The sequence below is a fragment of the Bartonella rattimassiliensis 15908 genome (assembly GCF_000278215.1).
Classification (GTDB): Bacteria; Pseudomonadota; Alphaproteobacteria; order Rhizobiales; family Rhizobiaceae; genus Bartonella; species Bartonella rattimassiliensis.
Map to the genome: position 1 here is coordinate 356,428 of NZ_JH725064.1, position 14,595 is coordinate 371,022.

General features: G+C 45.9%; 21 protein-coding genes. All 21 read left to right on the top strand.

Features of this window, described 5'->3' with window-relative positions; translation table 11 throughout:
- The first annotated feature begins 4 nt into the window (after positions 1 to 4).
- The 21 genes from MCY_RS01430 to MCY_RS01530 all read left to right on the top strand — a co-directional run bounded on the left by MCY_RS01430 (position 5) and on the right by MCY_RS01530 (position 14,595).
- Complete coding sequence (locus tag MCY_RS01430; protein WP_007346592.1) at positions 5 to 670, top strand: glycoside hydrolase family 19 protein; 666 nt, start codon at positions 5 to 7, stop codon at positions 668 to 670.
- Complete coding sequence (locus tag MCY_RS01435; protein ID WP_007346593.1) at positions 667 to 954, top strand: hypothetical protein; 288 nt, start codon at positions 667 to 669, stop codon at positions 952 to 954. The genes MCY_RS01430 and MCY_RS01435 overlap by 4 nt, the downstream gene beginning before the upstream one ends.
- Positions 947 to 1,285: a hypothetical protein gene (locus MCY_RS01440; RefSeq protein ID WP_007346594.1), complete on the top strand. Its 339-nt coding sequence runs from the start codon at positions 947 to 949 to the stop codon at positions 1,283 to 1,285. The genes MCY_RS01435 and MCY_RS01440 overlap by 8 nt, the downstream gene beginning before the upstream one ends.
- A complete protein-coding gene (locus MCY_RS01445) occupies positions 1,278 to 1,475 on the top strand; it encodes a hypothetical protein (protein ID WP_019224454.1) in 198 nt (65 codons plus the stop codon). Before MCY_RS01440 ends, MCY_RS01445 begins: the two co-directional genes overlap by 8 nt.
- Positions 1,476 to 1,486: 11 nt before the next feature.
- Complete coding sequence (locus MCY_RS01450) at positions 1,487 to 1,801, top strand: DUF2730 family protein (protein ID WP_007346596.1); 315 nt, start codon at positions 1,487 to 1,489, stop codon at positions 1,799 to 1,801.
- The gene (locus MCY_RS01455) at positions 1,798 to 2,154 is read left to right on the top strand and encodes a VpaChn25_0724 family phage protein (RefSeq protein WP_007346597.1); all 357 of its coding nucleotides are present in this window, start codon (positions 1,798 to 1,800) and stop codon (positions 2,152 to 2,154) included. The genes MCY_RS01450 and MCY_RS01455 overlap by 4 nt, the downstream gene beginning before the upstream one ends.
- Positions 2,117 to 2,698, top strand: coding sequence for a phage protein Gp27 family protein (locus MCY_RS01460; RefSeq protein ID WP_007346598.1), 582 nt, complete (start codon positions 2,117 to 2,119; stop codon positions 2,696 to 2,698). Before MCY_RS01455 ends, MCY_RS01460 begins: the two co-directional genes overlap by 38 nt.
- Positions 2,691 to 4,331, top strand: a complete 1,641-nt coding sequence (locus MCY_RS01465) for a hypothetical protein (RefSeq protein ID WP_007346599.1) — start codon at positions 2,691 to 2,693, stop codon at positions 4,329 to 4,331. Before MCY_RS01460 ends, MCY_RS01465 begins: the two co-directional genes overlap by 8 nt.
- A gap of 12 nt (positions 4,332 to 4,343) precedes the next feature.
- Complete coding sequence (locus MCY_RS01470) at positions 4,344 to 5,906, top strand: DUF935 domain-containing protein (protein WP_007346600.1); 1,563 nt, start codon at positions 4,344 to 4,346, stop codon at positions 5,904 to 5,906.
- Complete coding sequence (locus MCY_RS01475) at positions 5,899 to 7,140, top strand: phage head morphogenesis protein (RefSeq protein WP_007346601.1); 1,242 nt, start codon at positions 5,899 to 5,901, stop codon at positions 7,138 to 7,140. Before MCY_RS01470 ends, MCY_RS01475 begins: the two co-directional genes overlap by 8 nt.
- A gap of 490 nt (positions 7,141 to 7,630) precedes the next feature.
- Positions 7,631 to 8,659: a phage protease gene (locus tag MCY_RS01480; RefSeq protein ID WP_007346602.1), complete on the top strand. Its 1,029-nt coding sequence runs from the start codon at positions 7,631 to 7,633 to the stop codon at positions 8,657 to 8,659.
- Positions 8,656 to 8,997: a DUF2190 family protein gene (locus tag MCY_RS01485; protein WP_007346603.1), complete on the top strand. Its 342-nt coding sequence runs from the start codon at positions 8,656 to 8,658 to the stop codon at positions 8,995 to 8,997. The genes MCY_RS01480 and MCY_RS01485 overlap by 4 nt, the downstream gene beginning before the upstream one ends.
- Positions 8,998 to 9,009: 12 nt before the next feature.
- Positions 9,010 to 9,975, top strand: coding sequence for a major capsid protein (locus MCY_RS01490; RefSeq protein ID WP_007346604.1), 966 nt, complete (start codon positions 9,010 to 9,012; stop codon positions 9,973 to 9,975).
- A 15-nt stretch (positions 9,976 to 9,990) separates the two neighbouring features.
- Positions 9,991 to 10,413: a DUF1320 domain-containing protein gene (locus tag MCY_RS01495; protein ID WP_007346605.1), complete on the top strand. Its 423-nt coding sequence runs from the start codon at positions 9,991 to 9,993 to the stop codon at positions 10,411 to 10,413.
- Position 10,414: 1 nt separating this feature from the next.
- Positions 10,415 to 10,909, top strand: a complete 495-nt coding sequence (locus MCY_RS01500; protein WP_007346606.1) for a phage virion morphogenesis family protein — start codon at positions 10,415 to 10,417, stop codon at positions 10,907 to 10,909.
- Positions 10,906 to 11,430, top strand: coding sequence for a hypothetical protein (locus MCY_RS01505; RefSeq protein WP_007346607.1), 525 nt, complete (start codon positions 10,906 to 10,908; stop codon positions 11,428 to 11,430). The genes MCY_RS01500 and MCY_RS01505 overlap by 4 nt, the downstream gene beginning before the upstream one ends.
- Positions 11,431 to 11,439: 9 nt before the next feature.
- Positions 11,440 to 12,033, top strand: coding sequence for a phage baseplate assembly protein V (locus tag MCY_RS01510; protein ID WP_007346608.1), 594 nt, complete (start codon positions 11,440 to 11,442; stop codon positions 12,031 to 12,033).
- Between the two features lie 12 nt (positions 12,034 to 12,045).
- Positions 12,046 to 12,246 carry a hypothetical protein gene (locus tag MCY_RS01515; RefSeq protein WP_007346609.1) on the top strand — a complete coding sequence of 67 codons (201 nt, stop codon included), beginning with the start codon at positions 12,046 to 12,048 and terminating at the stop codon, positions 12,244 to 12,246.
- A gap of 3 nt (positions 12,247 to 12,249) precedes the next feature.
- Positions 12,250 to 12,636 (top strand): GPW/gp25 family protein, encoded by a 387-nt coding sequence (locus MCY_RS01520; RefSeq protein ID WP_007346610.1) that lies wholly within the window; start codon positions 12,250 to 12,252, stop codon positions 12,634 to 12,636.
- On the top strand, positions 12,623 to 13,489 hold the full coding sequence (locus tag MCY_RS01525) for a baseplate J/gp47 family protein (RefSeq protein WP_007346611.1): 867 nt from the start codon (positions 12,623 to 12,625) through the stop codon (positions 13,487 to 13,489). The genes MCY_RS01520 and MCY_RS01525 overlap by 14 nt, the downstream gene beginning before the upstream one ends.
- Positions 13,489 to 14,595 (top strand): phage tail protein, encoded by a 1,107-nt coding sequence (locus MCY_RS01530; RefSeq protein WP_007346612.1) that lies wholly within the window; start codon positions 13,489 to 13,491, stop codon positions 14,593 to 14,595. The genes MCY_RS01525 and MCY_RS01530 overlap by 1 nt, the downstream gene beginning before the upstream one ends.

Here is a 14,595-nt window from a genome sequence, read left to right on the forward strand (position 1 = left end):
ACCAATGACTGACAGTGTCAGACTTATATTGGTTTTTGGAAATTCGATAAACTGCGAATGGATTTTTATTCATTCAGTGGTTTTTTTTATGATTTCAATAGATGCTTCTTTTCTTCATCGTCTTGCGCCTAAACTGGTCCATCATGCGCGTCAAGATTTTATTATTGTTGAAATGGTACGGGTGTTGCCTGAAGCTTTATCTTATGGATCCCTCACGCCCCCCTTGCGTCTTGCGCATTTTTTAAGCCAATGTGCGCATGAGAGTGATGGTTTTTTTACCGTTTGTGAATATGCCTCAGGGCGCGCTTATGAGGGGCGAAGAGATTTAGGCAATGTTAAGCCCGGGGATGGGATGCGTTTTAAGGGGCGTGGTTTGATCCAATTAACGGGGCGCAATAATTATCGCCGTTTTACGCAGTTTTGGCGCTTAGTCGATGAACACGCGGTTGATTGTGAGGCCTTTCCAGAAGAGTTAGAAAAGTTTCCCGCTGCTCTTTGGTCTGCTGTTTGGTTTTGGCAAATGAAAGGCTTGAATAAGCTTGCTGATCAAGATGATTGTCTCAGGATTACTAAGGCAATTAATGGGGGAAGAAATGGACTTGTGCAACGTTTGACCTATTTGGATCGAGCCAAAAAGCTTTTGGGAATTGGAGGCGAGGTGGAAGCATGAAGCCGTCTTATCGTGGTTCTCGACGTTATTTATGGTGGTCTTTTTGGTTTGCTTGGGGGGTTATTTTTTTGCTGATTGCTGGTGGTTTGTTTGGTGCTCCGCGTATTGTTGATATGGCGGCGATTTCTATCCCTTCGATGGTGGCAATTATTGTTGGGAATTTAGGAGTGCACCGTGGTTTTGGTTCTGTGGATTTTTCCAATAGGAAGCCTTCTCATAAGCGGCATATCAATTTCTATGATGGCGTGGAGATAACGGGGTGGGGGAATAAGCGCAATGTTTAGCTCTGTTTCAAAACTCTCTTTAGGGATGCTTTTTTCTGCAATTATAATATTGGCGGCTTTTGGCTTTATGAAAGCGCAAGTTTTAAAGGCAGAAAAGGCGCGTGATTTATATTGGCAGTTTGAGCTTGCCAAAGCTTCTGCACGTGCGCAATTTGAGCAGGAGCGGCAAAGGCAAGCAGCATGGAAAGCGGAACATCAAGCTCAAGGAGCGCTTTCTGCTTTAAGACAAGAGCTTATCACCATGGAGGAAGCAAATGGGAAGTTACCGGTTCATCGCTGTGGCATTGAGCTTGAGCGTGTGCGCTTGCTCAACAAGCAAGCCGGTGGGTAACCTTTTCAATCACTCTTTATCAGTTGCCTTACCGGCAAGTGCAAGGGATGCTTGTGAACGCCCGTCTTTGTTGCCTGGACGTGCTTTGAATGAGCAAGAAGTGGTGCATTATTGGGGGCGTGATCGTGCTGCTTTATTGATCTGTGAACAACGTCGAAAAGCTGTGGTGAGAGCAGTTTTGATGAAATGAGGAGGGGGTTCGTGAACTTGGATATTAGTGTGGCAAATGGTTGGTTATCTTTGTTGTTATCGCTTGTTGCCATTTGTGGTGTTTTGAAAGCTTATTTTTCTTCTGGTGCGCGGGAAATGCTGAAAGATGTCACGGCGCTTAAAGAGCGGGTGCAAAAGTTAGAAACGGAGATGGATTTTTTGCCTGATCGTGATGCGTTGCAAAGATTGGAAGTTAATATGGAGAAATTAAATGGTCGTCTCAACACGCTTTCTGCACAATTACAACCGGTTGCAGCGATTAGTGAACGTTTGCAAGAGTTTTTACTGGAGAATGCCAAGAAATGAAAGCAGATATGGATAAAATCATCCGAGAAGAAGCGCGGTTGATTATTTTAAAAGGGCTTGCTTGTGAGCGTAGCGAAACCTTATCGAGTGCGATGATTGAGCGGCTTTTATACAGTTACGGCATCAGGCGTGATGGTGATTTTGTCCGTAATGAACTGGCTTGGATGGAAGATCAAGGGGCTGTTACGTTAAAATGTATGGGTTCTGTTTTAATTGCGGCTTTAACGGAACGAGGAGCGCGTCATTTAGATCGTAGCTTTTCGATTGAGGGGATTAAGCGCCCCAAACGTTCATCAATAAAAGACGAGGTGAAGGATGCGCAGGGTCGGTCGTGGACGGTTAACAGCGATTGATTTATTGCCGCAAGCTTGTGATCACATTATTGCAGTGGCGGCTGAGGCTTTAAATGGGCGCGAAAAGACGCAAATGGCTATTTATGGTGAGTTTAAAGCGTCTTTGAAGGCTTTACAAAAAGAAACGGGTTTAAACTTTTCTATTCCCTCCTTTTCCAGTTTTAATCGTTATTCTTTACGTTTAGCGGTTATGTCACGGCGTCTAGAACAGACAAGAGAAATTGCGGCAAGCCTTTCTCAGCGCTTTGATGCCAAAGCTTCTGACAATATTACTCTGTTGACGGCAGCAGCGATTAAAGAGCTTATTTTTTCAACGTTAAGCAGTGGAAAGAACCTTTCGCCAAAAGCGGCACAAGAGTTGGCGAATGCGCTCAAAGGGGTTTTGGCGGCTGAACATTTATCGACCACCAGACGACAAAAGTTAGAACAGGATTTTGTCACAAAAGCAAGTAAAGCGGTTGATGTAGCAGCAGCAGCAGCGGGGCTTTCAGAAGAGCGTGCACGGGCTATTCGTGCGCAGGTGTTGGGGATGAGGCATGGCTGAAGGGCATGAATCTTCTGAACAGATTACTTTTAAAAGTCATGCCTATGCGCATCAAAATACCTATGATATTTGGCAGGCAAGCATTTTTCCCAAAGAGAATGATCCCTTAGCGGATGGCGTTTTGATGGCGCATCAACGGGCATGGATTGAAGATAAGTCCCCGTTAAAACTGGTTGAAAAGGGGCGACGCACCGGCATTACTTTTGCAGAAGCTTTGGATGATACACTGATTGCTGCGGCGGCGCGTGAAGCGGGGGGCGATAATGTTTTTTATATTGGCGATACCAAAGAAAAGGGTCGTGAGTTTATTGGTTATGTGAGCAATTTTGCTAGGGCAATTACGAGCCATAGTGGTGATGTAGAGGAATTTTTATTCTCTGATCAAAGGGCGGATGGTTCAACGAAATATATCTCTGCGTACCGTGTGCGTTTTGCTTCGGGGTTTCGCATTGAAGCCCTTTCTAGCCGCCCTGAAAATATTCGGGGGTTGCAGGGTATTGTGGTGATTGATGAGGCGGCGTTTCATCAAGATGTGCGCTCTGTTTTGGATGCGGTGAATGCTTTGCTCATTTGGGGGGGCAAAATCCGTGTGATCTCCACCCATAATGGTGTGCTCAATCCTTTCAATGAACTCATCCGTGAAGCGAAAGCAGGCAAGGTTCCTTTTTCGGTGCATCGTTACCCTTTTGGTACGGCGGTTAAAAATGGCTTATTTAAACGGGTTTGCGCTATGAAGGGGGAGGTGTGGAGTCGAGTTTCTGAACAACAATGGGAAGAGCAAATTCGTGCGTCTTATGGAGTGCGGTTGAGTGCGATGCGGCAAGAATTAGATGCCATACCAGCCGATCAAGAAGGGGCGGCTTTAACGCGTTTGCAAATTGAAAGTTGTTGTGCACCAGATATTGCGGTGTTGCGTTTTGCCTGTGTGGATGATTTTAAAAACCGATCGGAACATCAACGAAGTGTTGCTGCTTTTGCTTGGTGTGAGAAGCATGTAAAACCTCTTCATGCTGGGCTTGACCGGCGACGCCACCATGTTTTTGGTGTTGATTTTGCTAGGTCTGGTGATGCCACCTCCATTGTGGTGATGGAAGTGGGACAAGATTTAGTGCGTCGTGTGCGGTTTATGGTAGAATTGCGCAATACGCCGTTTGATCAACAAAGAGAGATTTTATTTTATGGGGTGAATGGTTTGCCGCGTTTGATGGGCGGTGCGTTAGATGCGCGGGGCAATGGGGCTTATTTAGCTGAAAAAGCGGCGCAGCGTTATGGAGCTATTGTGAAGGAAGTGCCATTGTCACAAAGTTGGTATGGCAAGGAAATGCCGGCTTATTTAGAAGCCTTTGGGGATGGGACGATTGTTTTGCCGCGTGATTGTGACATTATTGCTGATCATCAAGCACTTGCTTATGTCAATGGCATTGTAAAAATTCCCGATCATCATCGCTTTAAAGGCAGTGACGGTTTTATGCGCCATGGTGATAGTGCTATTGCTTGCGCTTTGGCTTATTTTGCTAGTCGCCAGACGCCTGAAATTTACGAATATAGACCTGTTCGGGATGGGGATAGCTTTGATGAGAACCCGTTTTTTTCAAACGCCTTTTTTTCAACGATGCGATCAAAGATTTATTGATGGGATGATGAGATGGTACAACTTGTAGACCAATGGGGTAGGGCTCTCAATATCAAAGGATTGGGGCGAGAAGTTGCAAGCCCTACTGTTGGGGGTGTTCGTGATGTATGGTCACAAACTGTTGTCAGTGGTCTGACTCCTGCGCAACTTGCTGATATTTTGCAGCAGGCAGCACGGGGGGCACCCGACCCGTTTTTTCAACTTGCTGATGATATGGAAGAGCGTGATTTGCATTATCGTGCTGTACTTGGCATGCGTAAAAATGCCCTTACAGGGGTGGAACCTGGTGTGATTGCCGCAAGCAACAGTGCACAGGACAAAAAGATAGCAGATGCGGTGCGGGAAGTGATTAGTGCGCCCACTTTTGTTGATGATTATGTGACGGATTTGTTAGATGCTTTGGGAAAAGGCTATGCGGTTGTTGAAACCTTGTGGGACAAGAGTGCCAAGGAATGGTGGCCGGTTGCTTGGAAATGGCGTGACCAGCGGTTTTTTCAATTGGATCGGCGGGATGGTTTTCATTTGCGTTTAAAAGAAGAGGGGTCTTTGCATGGAAGTGAATTGCCTGCTTATAAATTTTCTATTCACCGCCCAAAGTTGAAAAGTGGTTTGCCTATTCGTTCTGGGTTTGCGCGTCTTGCGGCTTGGGCATTTCTCTTCAAGTCTTATACATTGAAAGATTGGATGGCCTTCTTAGAAGTTTATGGCATGCCGTTGCGTGTTGGTAAATATGGGGCAGGCTCTTCCCATGAGGAACGACGGGTTCTTATTCAAGCTGTGCGTGATTTATCGAGTGATGCGGCAGCGATTATTCCTAAAGAGATGGAGATTGAGTTTATTGAGGCAGCAGGGGGCAGTGGCAATGGGGTTTTTGCTGCGAAGGCTGAATATTTAGATCGGCAGATTTCTAAAGGTGTGTTGGGGCAAACCATGACGACGGATGATGGTTCGTCTTTTTCGCAAGCGCGCATTCATGAAAATGTACGCCATGATATTGCTCGTGCTGATGCACGCCAATTGGCTTTGACGGCTAATCGTGATTTGATTGTTCCCTTTGTTGAGATTAATTTTGGACGCCAAGAGCGCTACCCCCTTGTTTATTGGCCGATTTCGGAAAATGAAGATATTAAAGCCATAAGTGATGCGCTGCAAAAACTTGTTCCCTTGGGGTTGCGTGTTGGTGCCCAAGAAGTGCGCAATAAGATTGGTTTTTCGCAACCAAAAAAGGGAGAGGATGTTTTAAAGGCTCCTTCCCTTACATCTGATGATGAGAGGGGACAAAAGGCTCATATTTGCACTGATTGCGGGGGTGCTTTTGATGTTTCCGTGACAAGAGAGCAGGGAGAAAAACATCATGACGAATTGGACCGGCTTTCTGAAGAAGCTTTAAGCGACTGGGAAGAGGATTTAGAACCCCTTTTAGAACCCTTTAAAAAGCTTGTGAGAGAGGCTAAAAGTTATGAGGATATTCTCAAAGGCTTAGATGAATTATTGGGTAAGATGGATCATCATGCATTAGCAGCACGCTTGGCAAAGGTGCAAATGATTGCGCGTGGGTTGGGTTATCATGGATGAGGAACTTTTTAAAACGGCTCCCAAAGAGGTCACCCGTTATTTTGAAGCTAAGGCTCTTGTTCCAAGCTTTGATTGGCGTGATATAGCACCAGAAGAACATGCTTTTTCCTTTACGGTGGCAAAATCAGTAGGCTATGATATTTTAGAAGATTTTAAGCAAGCGGTTGGAGAAGCGATAAAGCATCAACGTCCTCTGCAAGAGTTTCAAAAAAATCTGATGCCGCTTTTACAGGAAAAAGGGTGGTGGGGGAAAAAATTAGTTCGTGATCCGAAAACGGGTGAAAAGAGCGTGGTGCACTTGGGGAGCCCGCGACGCTTAGAAACAGTCTATTGGGCCAATACCATGAGTGCGCATGCGGCAGGTGAATGGGAGCGTACACAAAATAATAAAGAGTTTTTGCCCTATCTCACCTATGCTTTGTCTAGTTCAGAACATAAGCGTTTAGAACATGAAAATTGGGTGGGGTTTACGGCACCTGTTGATGATCCCATTTGGGATTGGCTTTATCCGCCCAATGGTTGGCGGTGTAAATGTAGTGTGCGGCAAGTAAGCCGTTATGAGGCAGACAATTTAGGCTATGAAGAGGGGACAGCGCCGCTTCAAGTGGAACAGAAGGTTTGGCACAATAAGCGGACGGGACGAGTTGAAAAGATACCAAAGGGGATTGATCCTGGTTGGCATTTGAACCCTGGAAAACATCGTGCGCAAAATTTAAGCCATTTTTTGAGTGATAAAATTGACGCTATGCCGGAAAATCGCAAGCGCATTGCCATTGAAGATATTGTGAGTTCACCACTTTTGGAAGCGATGTTTGAAGGATATATGCCGCGTGGATTTATTCCCATTGCACCGATACCACAAAAGGTGCGTGATGCTTTTGTCCCGGCAGATTCATTGAAAATGCCCCATGCTCCTAGAATGGCAAGTTCCATTGTGCGTTTATCTTCAGACAGTGTGAAACATATTTTGTTAGAGCATCAAGTGCGTGCTCTTCATTTGAGTGATTTTCGTGGCGCCATTCAAACACTTATCCATCCCCATGGCGTTATCAGGCGCAAAGGTGTGCCGAGCGTTGTGTTTTTTGGTGAAAGTGATGGGGCATGGTGGCGCTTTGTGGTCAAATGGGTAGCAAGCAAACAAGAATGGTGGTTGACCTCTATGCATAAAAAGAACTTTAGCGAAATTAAACGTCTTCTCGACGCTGCCGAAAAGAAGGATGAACGGTTATTGTAGAGAACACCGGAAAGCTCAGTTGGCTTTTGTGGAAAGAGAAGGTGTGAAGGAAAAAGAGAAGGCGTGGAGGGCGGTCAACTCCTCGCAGATCCGGTAAAACCGTCCTGGTATAACTGGCTCACGCCTTACACCCAATGATATAATGTTTTTAAGCCAAAAAGCAATCTTTAAAAAAACGGCTTGAGAGAGGCTTTGTTGTGTGGAGTGATAAATTGTACCTTTAACTTCACAACAGCGCTCTATCGCCTTTGAAGTGCCTTTGAAAACGATTTTATGAGAGAGTTTGAAACGGGTGTTTTCTCTTACAGGTCATAAGAACAGAAAAGAGTGTCGATACTTTTAAAAACTCATACTTTTAAAAACGCGTGTTTTATTTAAACGTGCTTTATTTAAAGAAGTGCCCTTTTGACTGACACTGTCAGACTTATAGCGTGAGCAAGTTTCATGCATTGTATTGCCAATGACAATTGTAAAGCAATAGGCAATGTGTATGGAGCAAGAATTTCACGAAAATGGCGAAGATGGGCATGCAGAAACATTTCATGCTGCGTTAATAGATCTCTGTCCAGACGTTTTATGCCAAGACATTTCATGTGAAGACGCCACCGTTAGCCAAGCGCCTGAGTGGGTAGAGCTTTTGCCCAAAGCGCCCCATGTGAAGGCACGTGATGGACGAGAGTGGCATTATAACCCGCAAACCATTTTAAAAGCTTTTGCAGCCAATAAAGGACCGCTTGTGATTGATTATGAGCATGGGCAACATCACCGAGCGAGAAATGGTTTGGAAGCGCCGGCAAGCGGCTGGATTGAAGAATTAGCAGAGCGGGATGGTGCGATTTGGGGGCGGGTTAAATGGACTGATATGGCAGCTAAAAAGATTGTGGCCCGGGAATATCGCTATCTTTCGCCTGAGTTTCGCCATTCTAAGAAAGGTGAAATTTTGAATTTAGCTGGTGCTGGTTTGGTGAACCGTCCAGCCCTTGTCATGACGGCTTTAAGCCGTGAACAGCCTTCCCCTATAACTTTGACGGAGAAAATGATGGATTTGACAGCCATTGCCAGCGCACTATCGCTGGCAGAAGATGCTAAAGCGGATGAGGTTTTAGCAACGCTTAAAGCGCGCGAAAAGGAACGCGTGGAATTAAATGCCCAATTAAAAAAAGCGCGAGAAGATTTAGCGCTTTTGCAAGAAGAGCAAAAAAATACTGCCATTGAGAGTCTTTTAGACAAGACCATTGAAGAGGGCAAGATTTTGCCGGCTGCCCGCGAGGAATATCGTGCGCTCTGTAGCCTTGAAGGGGGCATGGAGCATTTTAAAAGTTTGGTTGAGAAACTGCCGGCTTTGGCCTCCACAAGCTCTTTAGAAGTGTGTGCCTTGGTGCCAGAACCAAAGCTTGCTCCAGAAGAGATTGCTCTTGCGGCGCGCCATTATCAAGAAGAGCAGAAGAAAAAAGGGTGGGATATTACCATTAGCCAAGCGGTTGAGCATATTTGTGAACAAAAGGAGCGTCCATTATGAGTACGATGATTTTGATAAAATCTTTTCGCGCTGCTGCAGAAATTTCACCTTATTGCATTGTTGCAGCACGAACCGATGGAATGGTGGCAACGGCTTCAGGAAAGGGTGATAAATTATTAGGCACTGCGGGCTCTTGTGGAGCAAAGGCTGGTGAGATGCTTGATGTTGGTCAATGTGGCTGGGGCGAAGTGATGTGTGGGGGCAATATTTCTTTTGGTGATTGTTTGACCTCTGACGCTAAAGGGCATGCCATAAAGGCTGAAGTTGCAGACCGCACCATCGGTATTGCCATGAGTGATGGTTCTGCTGGTGATGTTATTTCTTTTAAAATTAATTAATCGAGGCTTATGATGAACAGACCTTTTCCCATTGATCCAACACTCACCGCCATTGCTATTGGGTATCGTAATCCAGCTGGCTCTCTTATTGGCGATAAAGTTTTACCCCGTGTTTGTGTTTTAAGTGAAGTGTTTAAATATAGTGAGTTTCCCTTAGCGGAAAATTTTACCGTTCCTGAACTTGAGATAGGGCGGAAAGGACGCCCGAATGTGGTGGAATTTTCTGCCTTTGAACGGGAAGCTAGTGTTAAAGATTATGGGCTTGATGATCTTATCCCCAATTCAGATATTGAAGCAGCGGCACGCGCACGGGCGGAGCGACGCTCTCGTTATAACCCCGAAAAGACAGCTGTAGAGGGACTTGCCAATTTGCTAGAATTGGGGCGTGAAGTGCGTGTTGCAGCCCTTGTGCAAGACAATAAAAATTATGCACCAGAACGGGTGATGACGCTTAAAGGCGAGGATAAGTTTAGTGATTATGAGAAATCAGACCCTTACGCTGTTTTAGATGAGGCCATGGATAAAAGTCTCGTCTATACGCCCAACACCATTGTGATGGGCAAAGTTGTTTGGTCAAAACTCAAACGTCATCCCAAAATCATTAATGCCGTTAAAGGGGGTGGCACTGCTGATGGTTTTGTCACCAAGGCGCAATTTGCTGATCTGATGGAAATACACCCCGATCGTTTACTCATTGGTGAATCGCAAGTGAATTTGGCACGTAAAGGGCGTTCGGCACAATTGGCACGCGTGTGGGGCAATAAGATTGCACTGCTTTATATTGATCCTACCAAACAACAGGCGGATGGTTCGGTGATCAGTTGGGGCTTTAGCGCCCAGTTGGGCGAGCGTTTGTCTGGAGTGATCCAAGATCCAGATATCGGTTTGTCGGGCGGTAAACGGGTGCGTGTTGGTGAACGCGTGTGTGAATTGGTTGCCGCAAAAGATGCCGGTGTGTTGCTGCAGGATGTTGTTTAAGGGAATCTTTAAAAGATGGCGTATGCAAGCAAAAGATTGATTGAAGAGCTGTGGGGTGCTGATTTTTTGACCGACTTATGTGGGATGGATGAGCATTCTGATCCAGTTCTTTTAAGAAAAGCTATTGATCTTGCGCTCGAACAAGCAAGTGGTGAGATTGATGTGCATTTGTCTCATCGCTACTGTGTCCCCATTGTTGGACAGCCAGCGGCTTTGGGTATGATTTGTGTCAATATTGCTGTTTATAATTTAGCCATACGCCACACGGCACTGACCACCACCATTGAAGATCGTTACAAACAGGCGGTTGATTTGCTGAAACGCATTGCCGAAGGCAAAGCGGGTTTGGGTGTGGATGAGCCTAAAATTATGAGTGAAGATGGACCGGTTCGTGATGGGGCTTTTTTTCATGCCAAACCGCGTTTGATGGGAAGATAACATGTCTGTTTCAACCCATATTGAGATTAAAGAGACAGGGCTTGAAGCTGCCTTATCCTTTTTACAAAAGAGTGCTCATGCTCCGATGGGAACTTTAGCACAAGGGGTTGGTCGTCTCATTCAAGAAAGTACTAGGCGGCGGATTCAAAGTGAAAAAACCTCTGCCCAAGGAGAAAAGTGGAAAAACAATCATGCCCGTACCTCCATTCTTTTTGCCAGTGGGGCGCTATCGCGCTCCATTGATATGAAGGCTTCACCAGAAAAGGTGATTGTGGGGAGTGGATTGGTTTATGCACGGATTCATCAATTGGGTGGGGTTATTCGCCCGAAAAATGGCAAGACACTGCGCTTTTTTCTGAAAAGCAGCAAAGCACACCGCTTTGTTTGTGTGCCTCAAGTGACCATGCCGGCGCGCCCTTATTTAGGGCTTTCAGAATACAATAAAGTGGAAATTGTCAAAGCAGCAGAAGATTGGCTTGAGAGGGTGTTTTCATGAGTCAAACGGTCAAAAATGCGGGGCGTATTAATGTCTTTCGTGAGGCGGTGATAGGGAGCCTTAAAAGGGCTTTGCCGGATCTGCGTGATTGCGCCTGTCAATTTGGACGCTTTAATTTAGAAGAACTGGAAACACAAATGCTTGTGGCACCAGCTGTGCGTGTTGCGGTTTTAGAAAGTCGCTTAACTTCTGTGGCTTCTGGGCAGCAGAGTGCTGATCTCCATTTAGGGGCTTTTATTATTACTACGGGTAAAGAGCGTGATATCCAAAGTTGGCTTTTGTCAGAAGCTATTGCGGTTTTATGCCATAGCGGGCAGTTGTGGGGCTTAACACATTTGAGTGCCCCGCGGGATGTCCAGATTGAACCGATTATCTCTGCGGCGATTAAGCAGCGTGGTGTGTCGATCAGTGTGGTGGAATGGCACCAAGATTTATATCATTTGGGAAAAGATATTTTTGCTGATGCGGGACAACTCAAGGCTGGGTTGATTTATTTAGACAATGAGGTGGGGGGACAATGAGGTGGGGGCATGAATGATGCACATCTGTTAAGTGATACTTTTCGGCAAATCATGAAGCGTCTTGATGCGCTTGAACGCTGTCTTGCCAACCAGCACATGATCGGGCGGGTTGTGCAAGTTGATGGCCATAGGGTGCGGGTGAAACTTTTTTCTGAGAGTGCCAATGGGCAGGCGGTTTTATCGCCTTGGCTGCAAGCGCAAGAAGCGGCGGGGGCTGTTTCCAGCAATATGCCTTTCAATGTTGGTGATCCGGTGCGGTTGTTAAACCCCCATGGTGAAATTGGCTCTGCCTCTCTGGTTGTGCGCGATAGCTATAGTGAGGATATGCCTAACCCCGCACGCTCTTTCCAAGAGTTGGCGCTATGTTATGCTGGGGGCGCTTTGCGGATGACAAAAGATGAACTTATTCTCTCCCATGGAGAAAACCAAATTCGTTTGAGTGCACAAGGTCTTGTGCTTTCTCATCAATCAACCCGTGTTGAATTAACGGGCAGTGTGCAGATTCAAGCAGAAGATTTACAGCACAATCAAAAATCTGTTGGCGCAAGCCATAAACACGGTGGGGTCAAAATCGGTCCTTCCACAACCTCTTCCCCCCTTTAAAGGAGTTTTATCATGCGTGAGAACACTTATGTTATTTTAACCAATGCCGATTTTGTTGCAGGCAAGCGTTCACCGGGGAAGGGTGAGGAAATTTGTTTAAGTGCAGAGGCAGCAAAATACCCTTTGCTGCTTGGTCAGATTGCTGAAAAAACAGCCCCTGTTGTTTCTGCGGCCCCAACCGTTTCTTCAGGAAAAGCAACCAAAGGTTCTTAAATCATGCGTTGCGGGATCAGCGAAAAGGATGGCTCTCTCTTATATGATTGGGACCATTGCCAACAATCACTCCATAAATGCTTAATGACAAGGATAGGAACACGGGTTTTGCGTCGCCATTATGGGTGTGATGTCAGAGAATTCCAAGACGCTAATGCTGATCCTGCAACAATCTTACGTCTTTATCAAGCCATTGCTTGCGCGCTCGATGATCCAGAATGCGGAGAGCCTGGATTCTCATTGCAAAGGATTGATCTGACCAAAGCAACGCGTGAGGGGACATTCCACTTTGTTTTAAGGGGTGTTTTTTATCCCGATGGGCATTTGGGGGATTGGTCTCATGGGCAAGAGAGGCAATTTCCTTTAGAGGTTTTTTATGGCAGAGCTTGAACATTTACCACTTCCACAACTCCCTTTGCCACAAATTATTGAAGAGCTTTCTGTTGAAGCAATTTTAGAGCAAAAGATTGCGCGTTTGGTGGATGTTTTTGCAGCCCATCATATTCCTTATAATGTGGAAAACACCGCCTATGACCCCGTGGTCATACAATTACAAGCGGCTGCTTATGAAGAGTTGCTGTTGCGCCAACGGATCAATGAAGTGGCACGGGATAATTTGCTTGAATTTGCGCGTGGGACAAGTTTAGACCATTTGGGGGATTTTCATGGGGTCACGCGCCTTTTGGATGAAGATGATGAGCGTTTGCGCCGCCGCATTCGCTTGAATAGACAAGGACATTCCACAGGTGGCACAGCGCCACGTTACCAATATTTTGCTCTCTCAAGCGATATCCATGTCAAAGATGCTTTTGTTTATCGTGTGGGGAAAAGCCCGCTTATCCATGTTGCGCTTTTTAGCGACGCTCCTTCAGGGGTGGCTGATGAGGCTTTAATTGCCAAGGTGCAAGCAGCTCTTGATGAGCCTCATGTTAAAATGACCAATGACCACATCTTTGTGAAAAGCGCGGTACAGCGGATAATCAATGTTTCTGCTGATTTTTGGTTATTACCGGATGAAGGCTCCTTTGTTTTGGAAAGAGCGGAGCAGAATTTAAGAGCAGAATGGGCGCGTGCGCAAAAGCTTGGGCGTGATCTCTCTTTAAGTTGGATACTCAGTCGCCTGATGGTTGAGGGTGTGCATCATGTGGAAATAACGCAACCGTGCAAGGATATTCTGGTCGCCCCTCATGAGGCGATAGCACTAGGGGAAATTGCCTTATCATTACGGGGGCACGCTTATTGATGGTCTCGTTGTTATTGCCCCCAAATTCAAGCTTGTTTGAACGCTGCCTTGCTGATGCAATGGCTGTTGATGTTCAAGTAAAAAGGGCACTCGAAGATATTTCTCGTGCCAAATTAATCACGCGCCCCCCATCTTGGTTGCCTTTCTTAATTGATGAATATGGTTTACAAGAATTAAGCCCTTATTTTTTAAATCCTTATGATTTAATTGATCAGGGGCTTGCATGGCAAAATATTCGCGGCTCCCTTGCGGCAATAGAGATGGGTTTGAGATGGTTAGAGCTTTCTGCGCGTTTTAAGCCCGCATGGTCAGGGCGTGCATGGTGGAATTCCTTTCAACTTGATTTTGACCGGTTGCCTGAACGAGGTAATCTTGAGGCGATTGAAGCCATTGTCGACCTTTCCAAAAGCTTGCGCTCTGATTTTCGTCGTGGGACCTATGGTTATGATGTGGGAGCCACAGAAGGCAATATGTCACGCCTTGATGACAGTATGCTGGATTTTGAGAGTGGCGTGCACTTAACAGCTCTTGGCACTCTGTTTTCCTTTGGACGCACAACACAAATCAATCACACGCTCACAAAAGAAGAAGGCAAACTTATTGGCAACTGGATTGATGACCTTGACGAGGAGTTAAGCTGGAACCAAATTGATTATCCTTGGGATTTGGCAAATTTTCCCTGGTGTTCTGTTAAAAAGCATGAGCGTGACATGTTGATGGCAGAATGGTTCCAAAACCGCACGCTTTATTTGGCTTTAAGAGACGCAAACAATGCTCTGATTGGGTATCGAAGATGCAGTAGCGTACAGCCTGTTGAACAAGCTTTAGAGGGTGTTTACAGCCATTGTGGCAACAGATTTAACCCTTCCCCAACTGGCACCATGCTGTTTCTTGCTGCCCGCACAAATTTTGAGGATGTTGAGGACAAACAAGCCGCCTCTGTTTCCCTTCTCGTTCATGGATCCCTTGCAGAACAGACACCCCCTGGTAAACTTTGGTTAGGGGCTGATGAACTGCGTGGCGGTGTGGAAATTCTCAAAACACCGATCAACATTCCTTTGCGAGCAGATGTTCGCGAACAATTCAAAATTTTATTGAGGTTTTAA

What these genes read in the sequence shown, in the direction of transcription:
- MCY_RS01460 (WP_007346598.1), top strand. Translation starts at nt 2,117, where the DNA reads ATGCGCAGGGTCGGTCGTGGACGGTTAACAGCGATTGATTTATTGCCG.
- MCY_RS01475 (WP_007346601.1), top strand. Translation starts at nt 5,899, where the DNA reads ATGGATGAGGAACTTTTTAAAACGGCTCCCAAAGAGGTCACCCGTTAT.
- MCY_RS01480 (WP_007346602.1), top strand. Translation starts at nt 7,631, where the DNA reads ATGGAGCAAGAATTTCACGAAAATGGCGAAGATGGGCATGCAGAAACA.
- MCY_RS01510 (WP_007346608.1), top strand. Translation starts at nt 11,440, where the DNA reads ATGAATGATGCACATCTGTTAAGTGATACTTTTCGGCAAATCATGAAG.
- MCY_RS01455 (WP_007346597.1), top strand. Translation starts at nt 1,798, where the DNA reads ATGAAAGCAGATATGGATAAAATCATCCGAGAAGAAGCGCGGTTGATT.
- MCY_RS01515 (WP_007346609.1), top strand. Translation starts at nt 12,046, where the DNA reads ATGCGTGAGAACACTTATGTTATTTTAACCAATGCCGATTTTGTTGCA.
- MCY_RS01495 (WP_007346605.1), top strand. Translation starts at nt 9,991, where the DNA reads ATGGCGTATGCAAGCAAAAGATTGATTGAAGAGCTGTGGGGTGCTGAT.
- MCY_RS01430 (WP_007346592.1), top strand. Translation starts at nt 5, where the DNA reads ATGACTGACAGTGTCAGACTTATATTGGTTTTTGGAAATTCGATAAAC.
- MCY_RS01465 (WP_007346599.1), top strand. Translation starts at nt 2,691, where the DNA reads ATGGCTGAAGGGCATGAATCTTCTGAACAGATTACTTTTAAAAGTCAT.
- MCY_RS01440 (WP_007346594.1), top strand. Translation starts at nt 947, where the DNA reads ATGTTTAGCTCTGTTTCAAAACTCTCTTTAGGGATGCTTTTTTCTGCA.
- MCY_RS01530 (WP_007346612.1), top strand. Translation starts at nt 13,489, where the DNA reads ATGGTCTCGTTGTTATTGCCCCCAAATTCAAGCTTGTTTGAACGCTGC.
- MCY_RS01500 (WP_007346606.1), top strand. Translation starts at nt 10,415, where the DNA reads ATGTCTGTTTCAACCCATATTGAGATTAAAGAGACAGGGCTTGAAGCT.
- MCY_RS01485 (WP_007346603.1), top strand. Translation starts at nt 8,656, where the DNA reads ATGAGTACGATGATTTTGATAAAATCTTTTCGCGCTGCTGCAGAAATT.
- MCY_RS01470 (WP_007346600.1), top strand. Translation starts at nt 4,344, where the DNA reads ATGGTACAACTTGTAGACCAATGGGGTAGGGCTCTCAATATCAAAGGA.
- MCY_RS01525 (WP_007346611.1), top strand. Translation starts at nt 12,623, where the DNA reads ATGGCAGAGCTTGAACATTTACCACTTCCACAACTCCCTTTGCCACAA.
- MCY_RS01520 (WP_007346610.1), top strand. Translation starts at nt 12,250, where the DNA reads ATGCGTTGCGGGATCAGCGAAAAGGATGGCTCTCTCTTATATGATTGG.
- MCY_RS01505 (WP_007346607.1), top strand. Translation starts at nt 10,906, where the DNA reads ATGAGTCAAACGGTCAAAAATGCGGGGCGTATTAATGTCTTTCGTGAG.
- MCY_RS01435 (WP_007346593.1), top strand. Translation starts at nt 667, where the DNA reads ATGAAGCCGTCTTATCGTGGTTCTCGACGTTATTTATGGTGGTCTTTT.
- MCY_RS01490 (WP_007346604.1), top strand. Translation starts at nt 9,010, where the DNA reads ATGAACAGACCTTTTCCCATTGATCCAACACTCACCGCCATTGCTATT.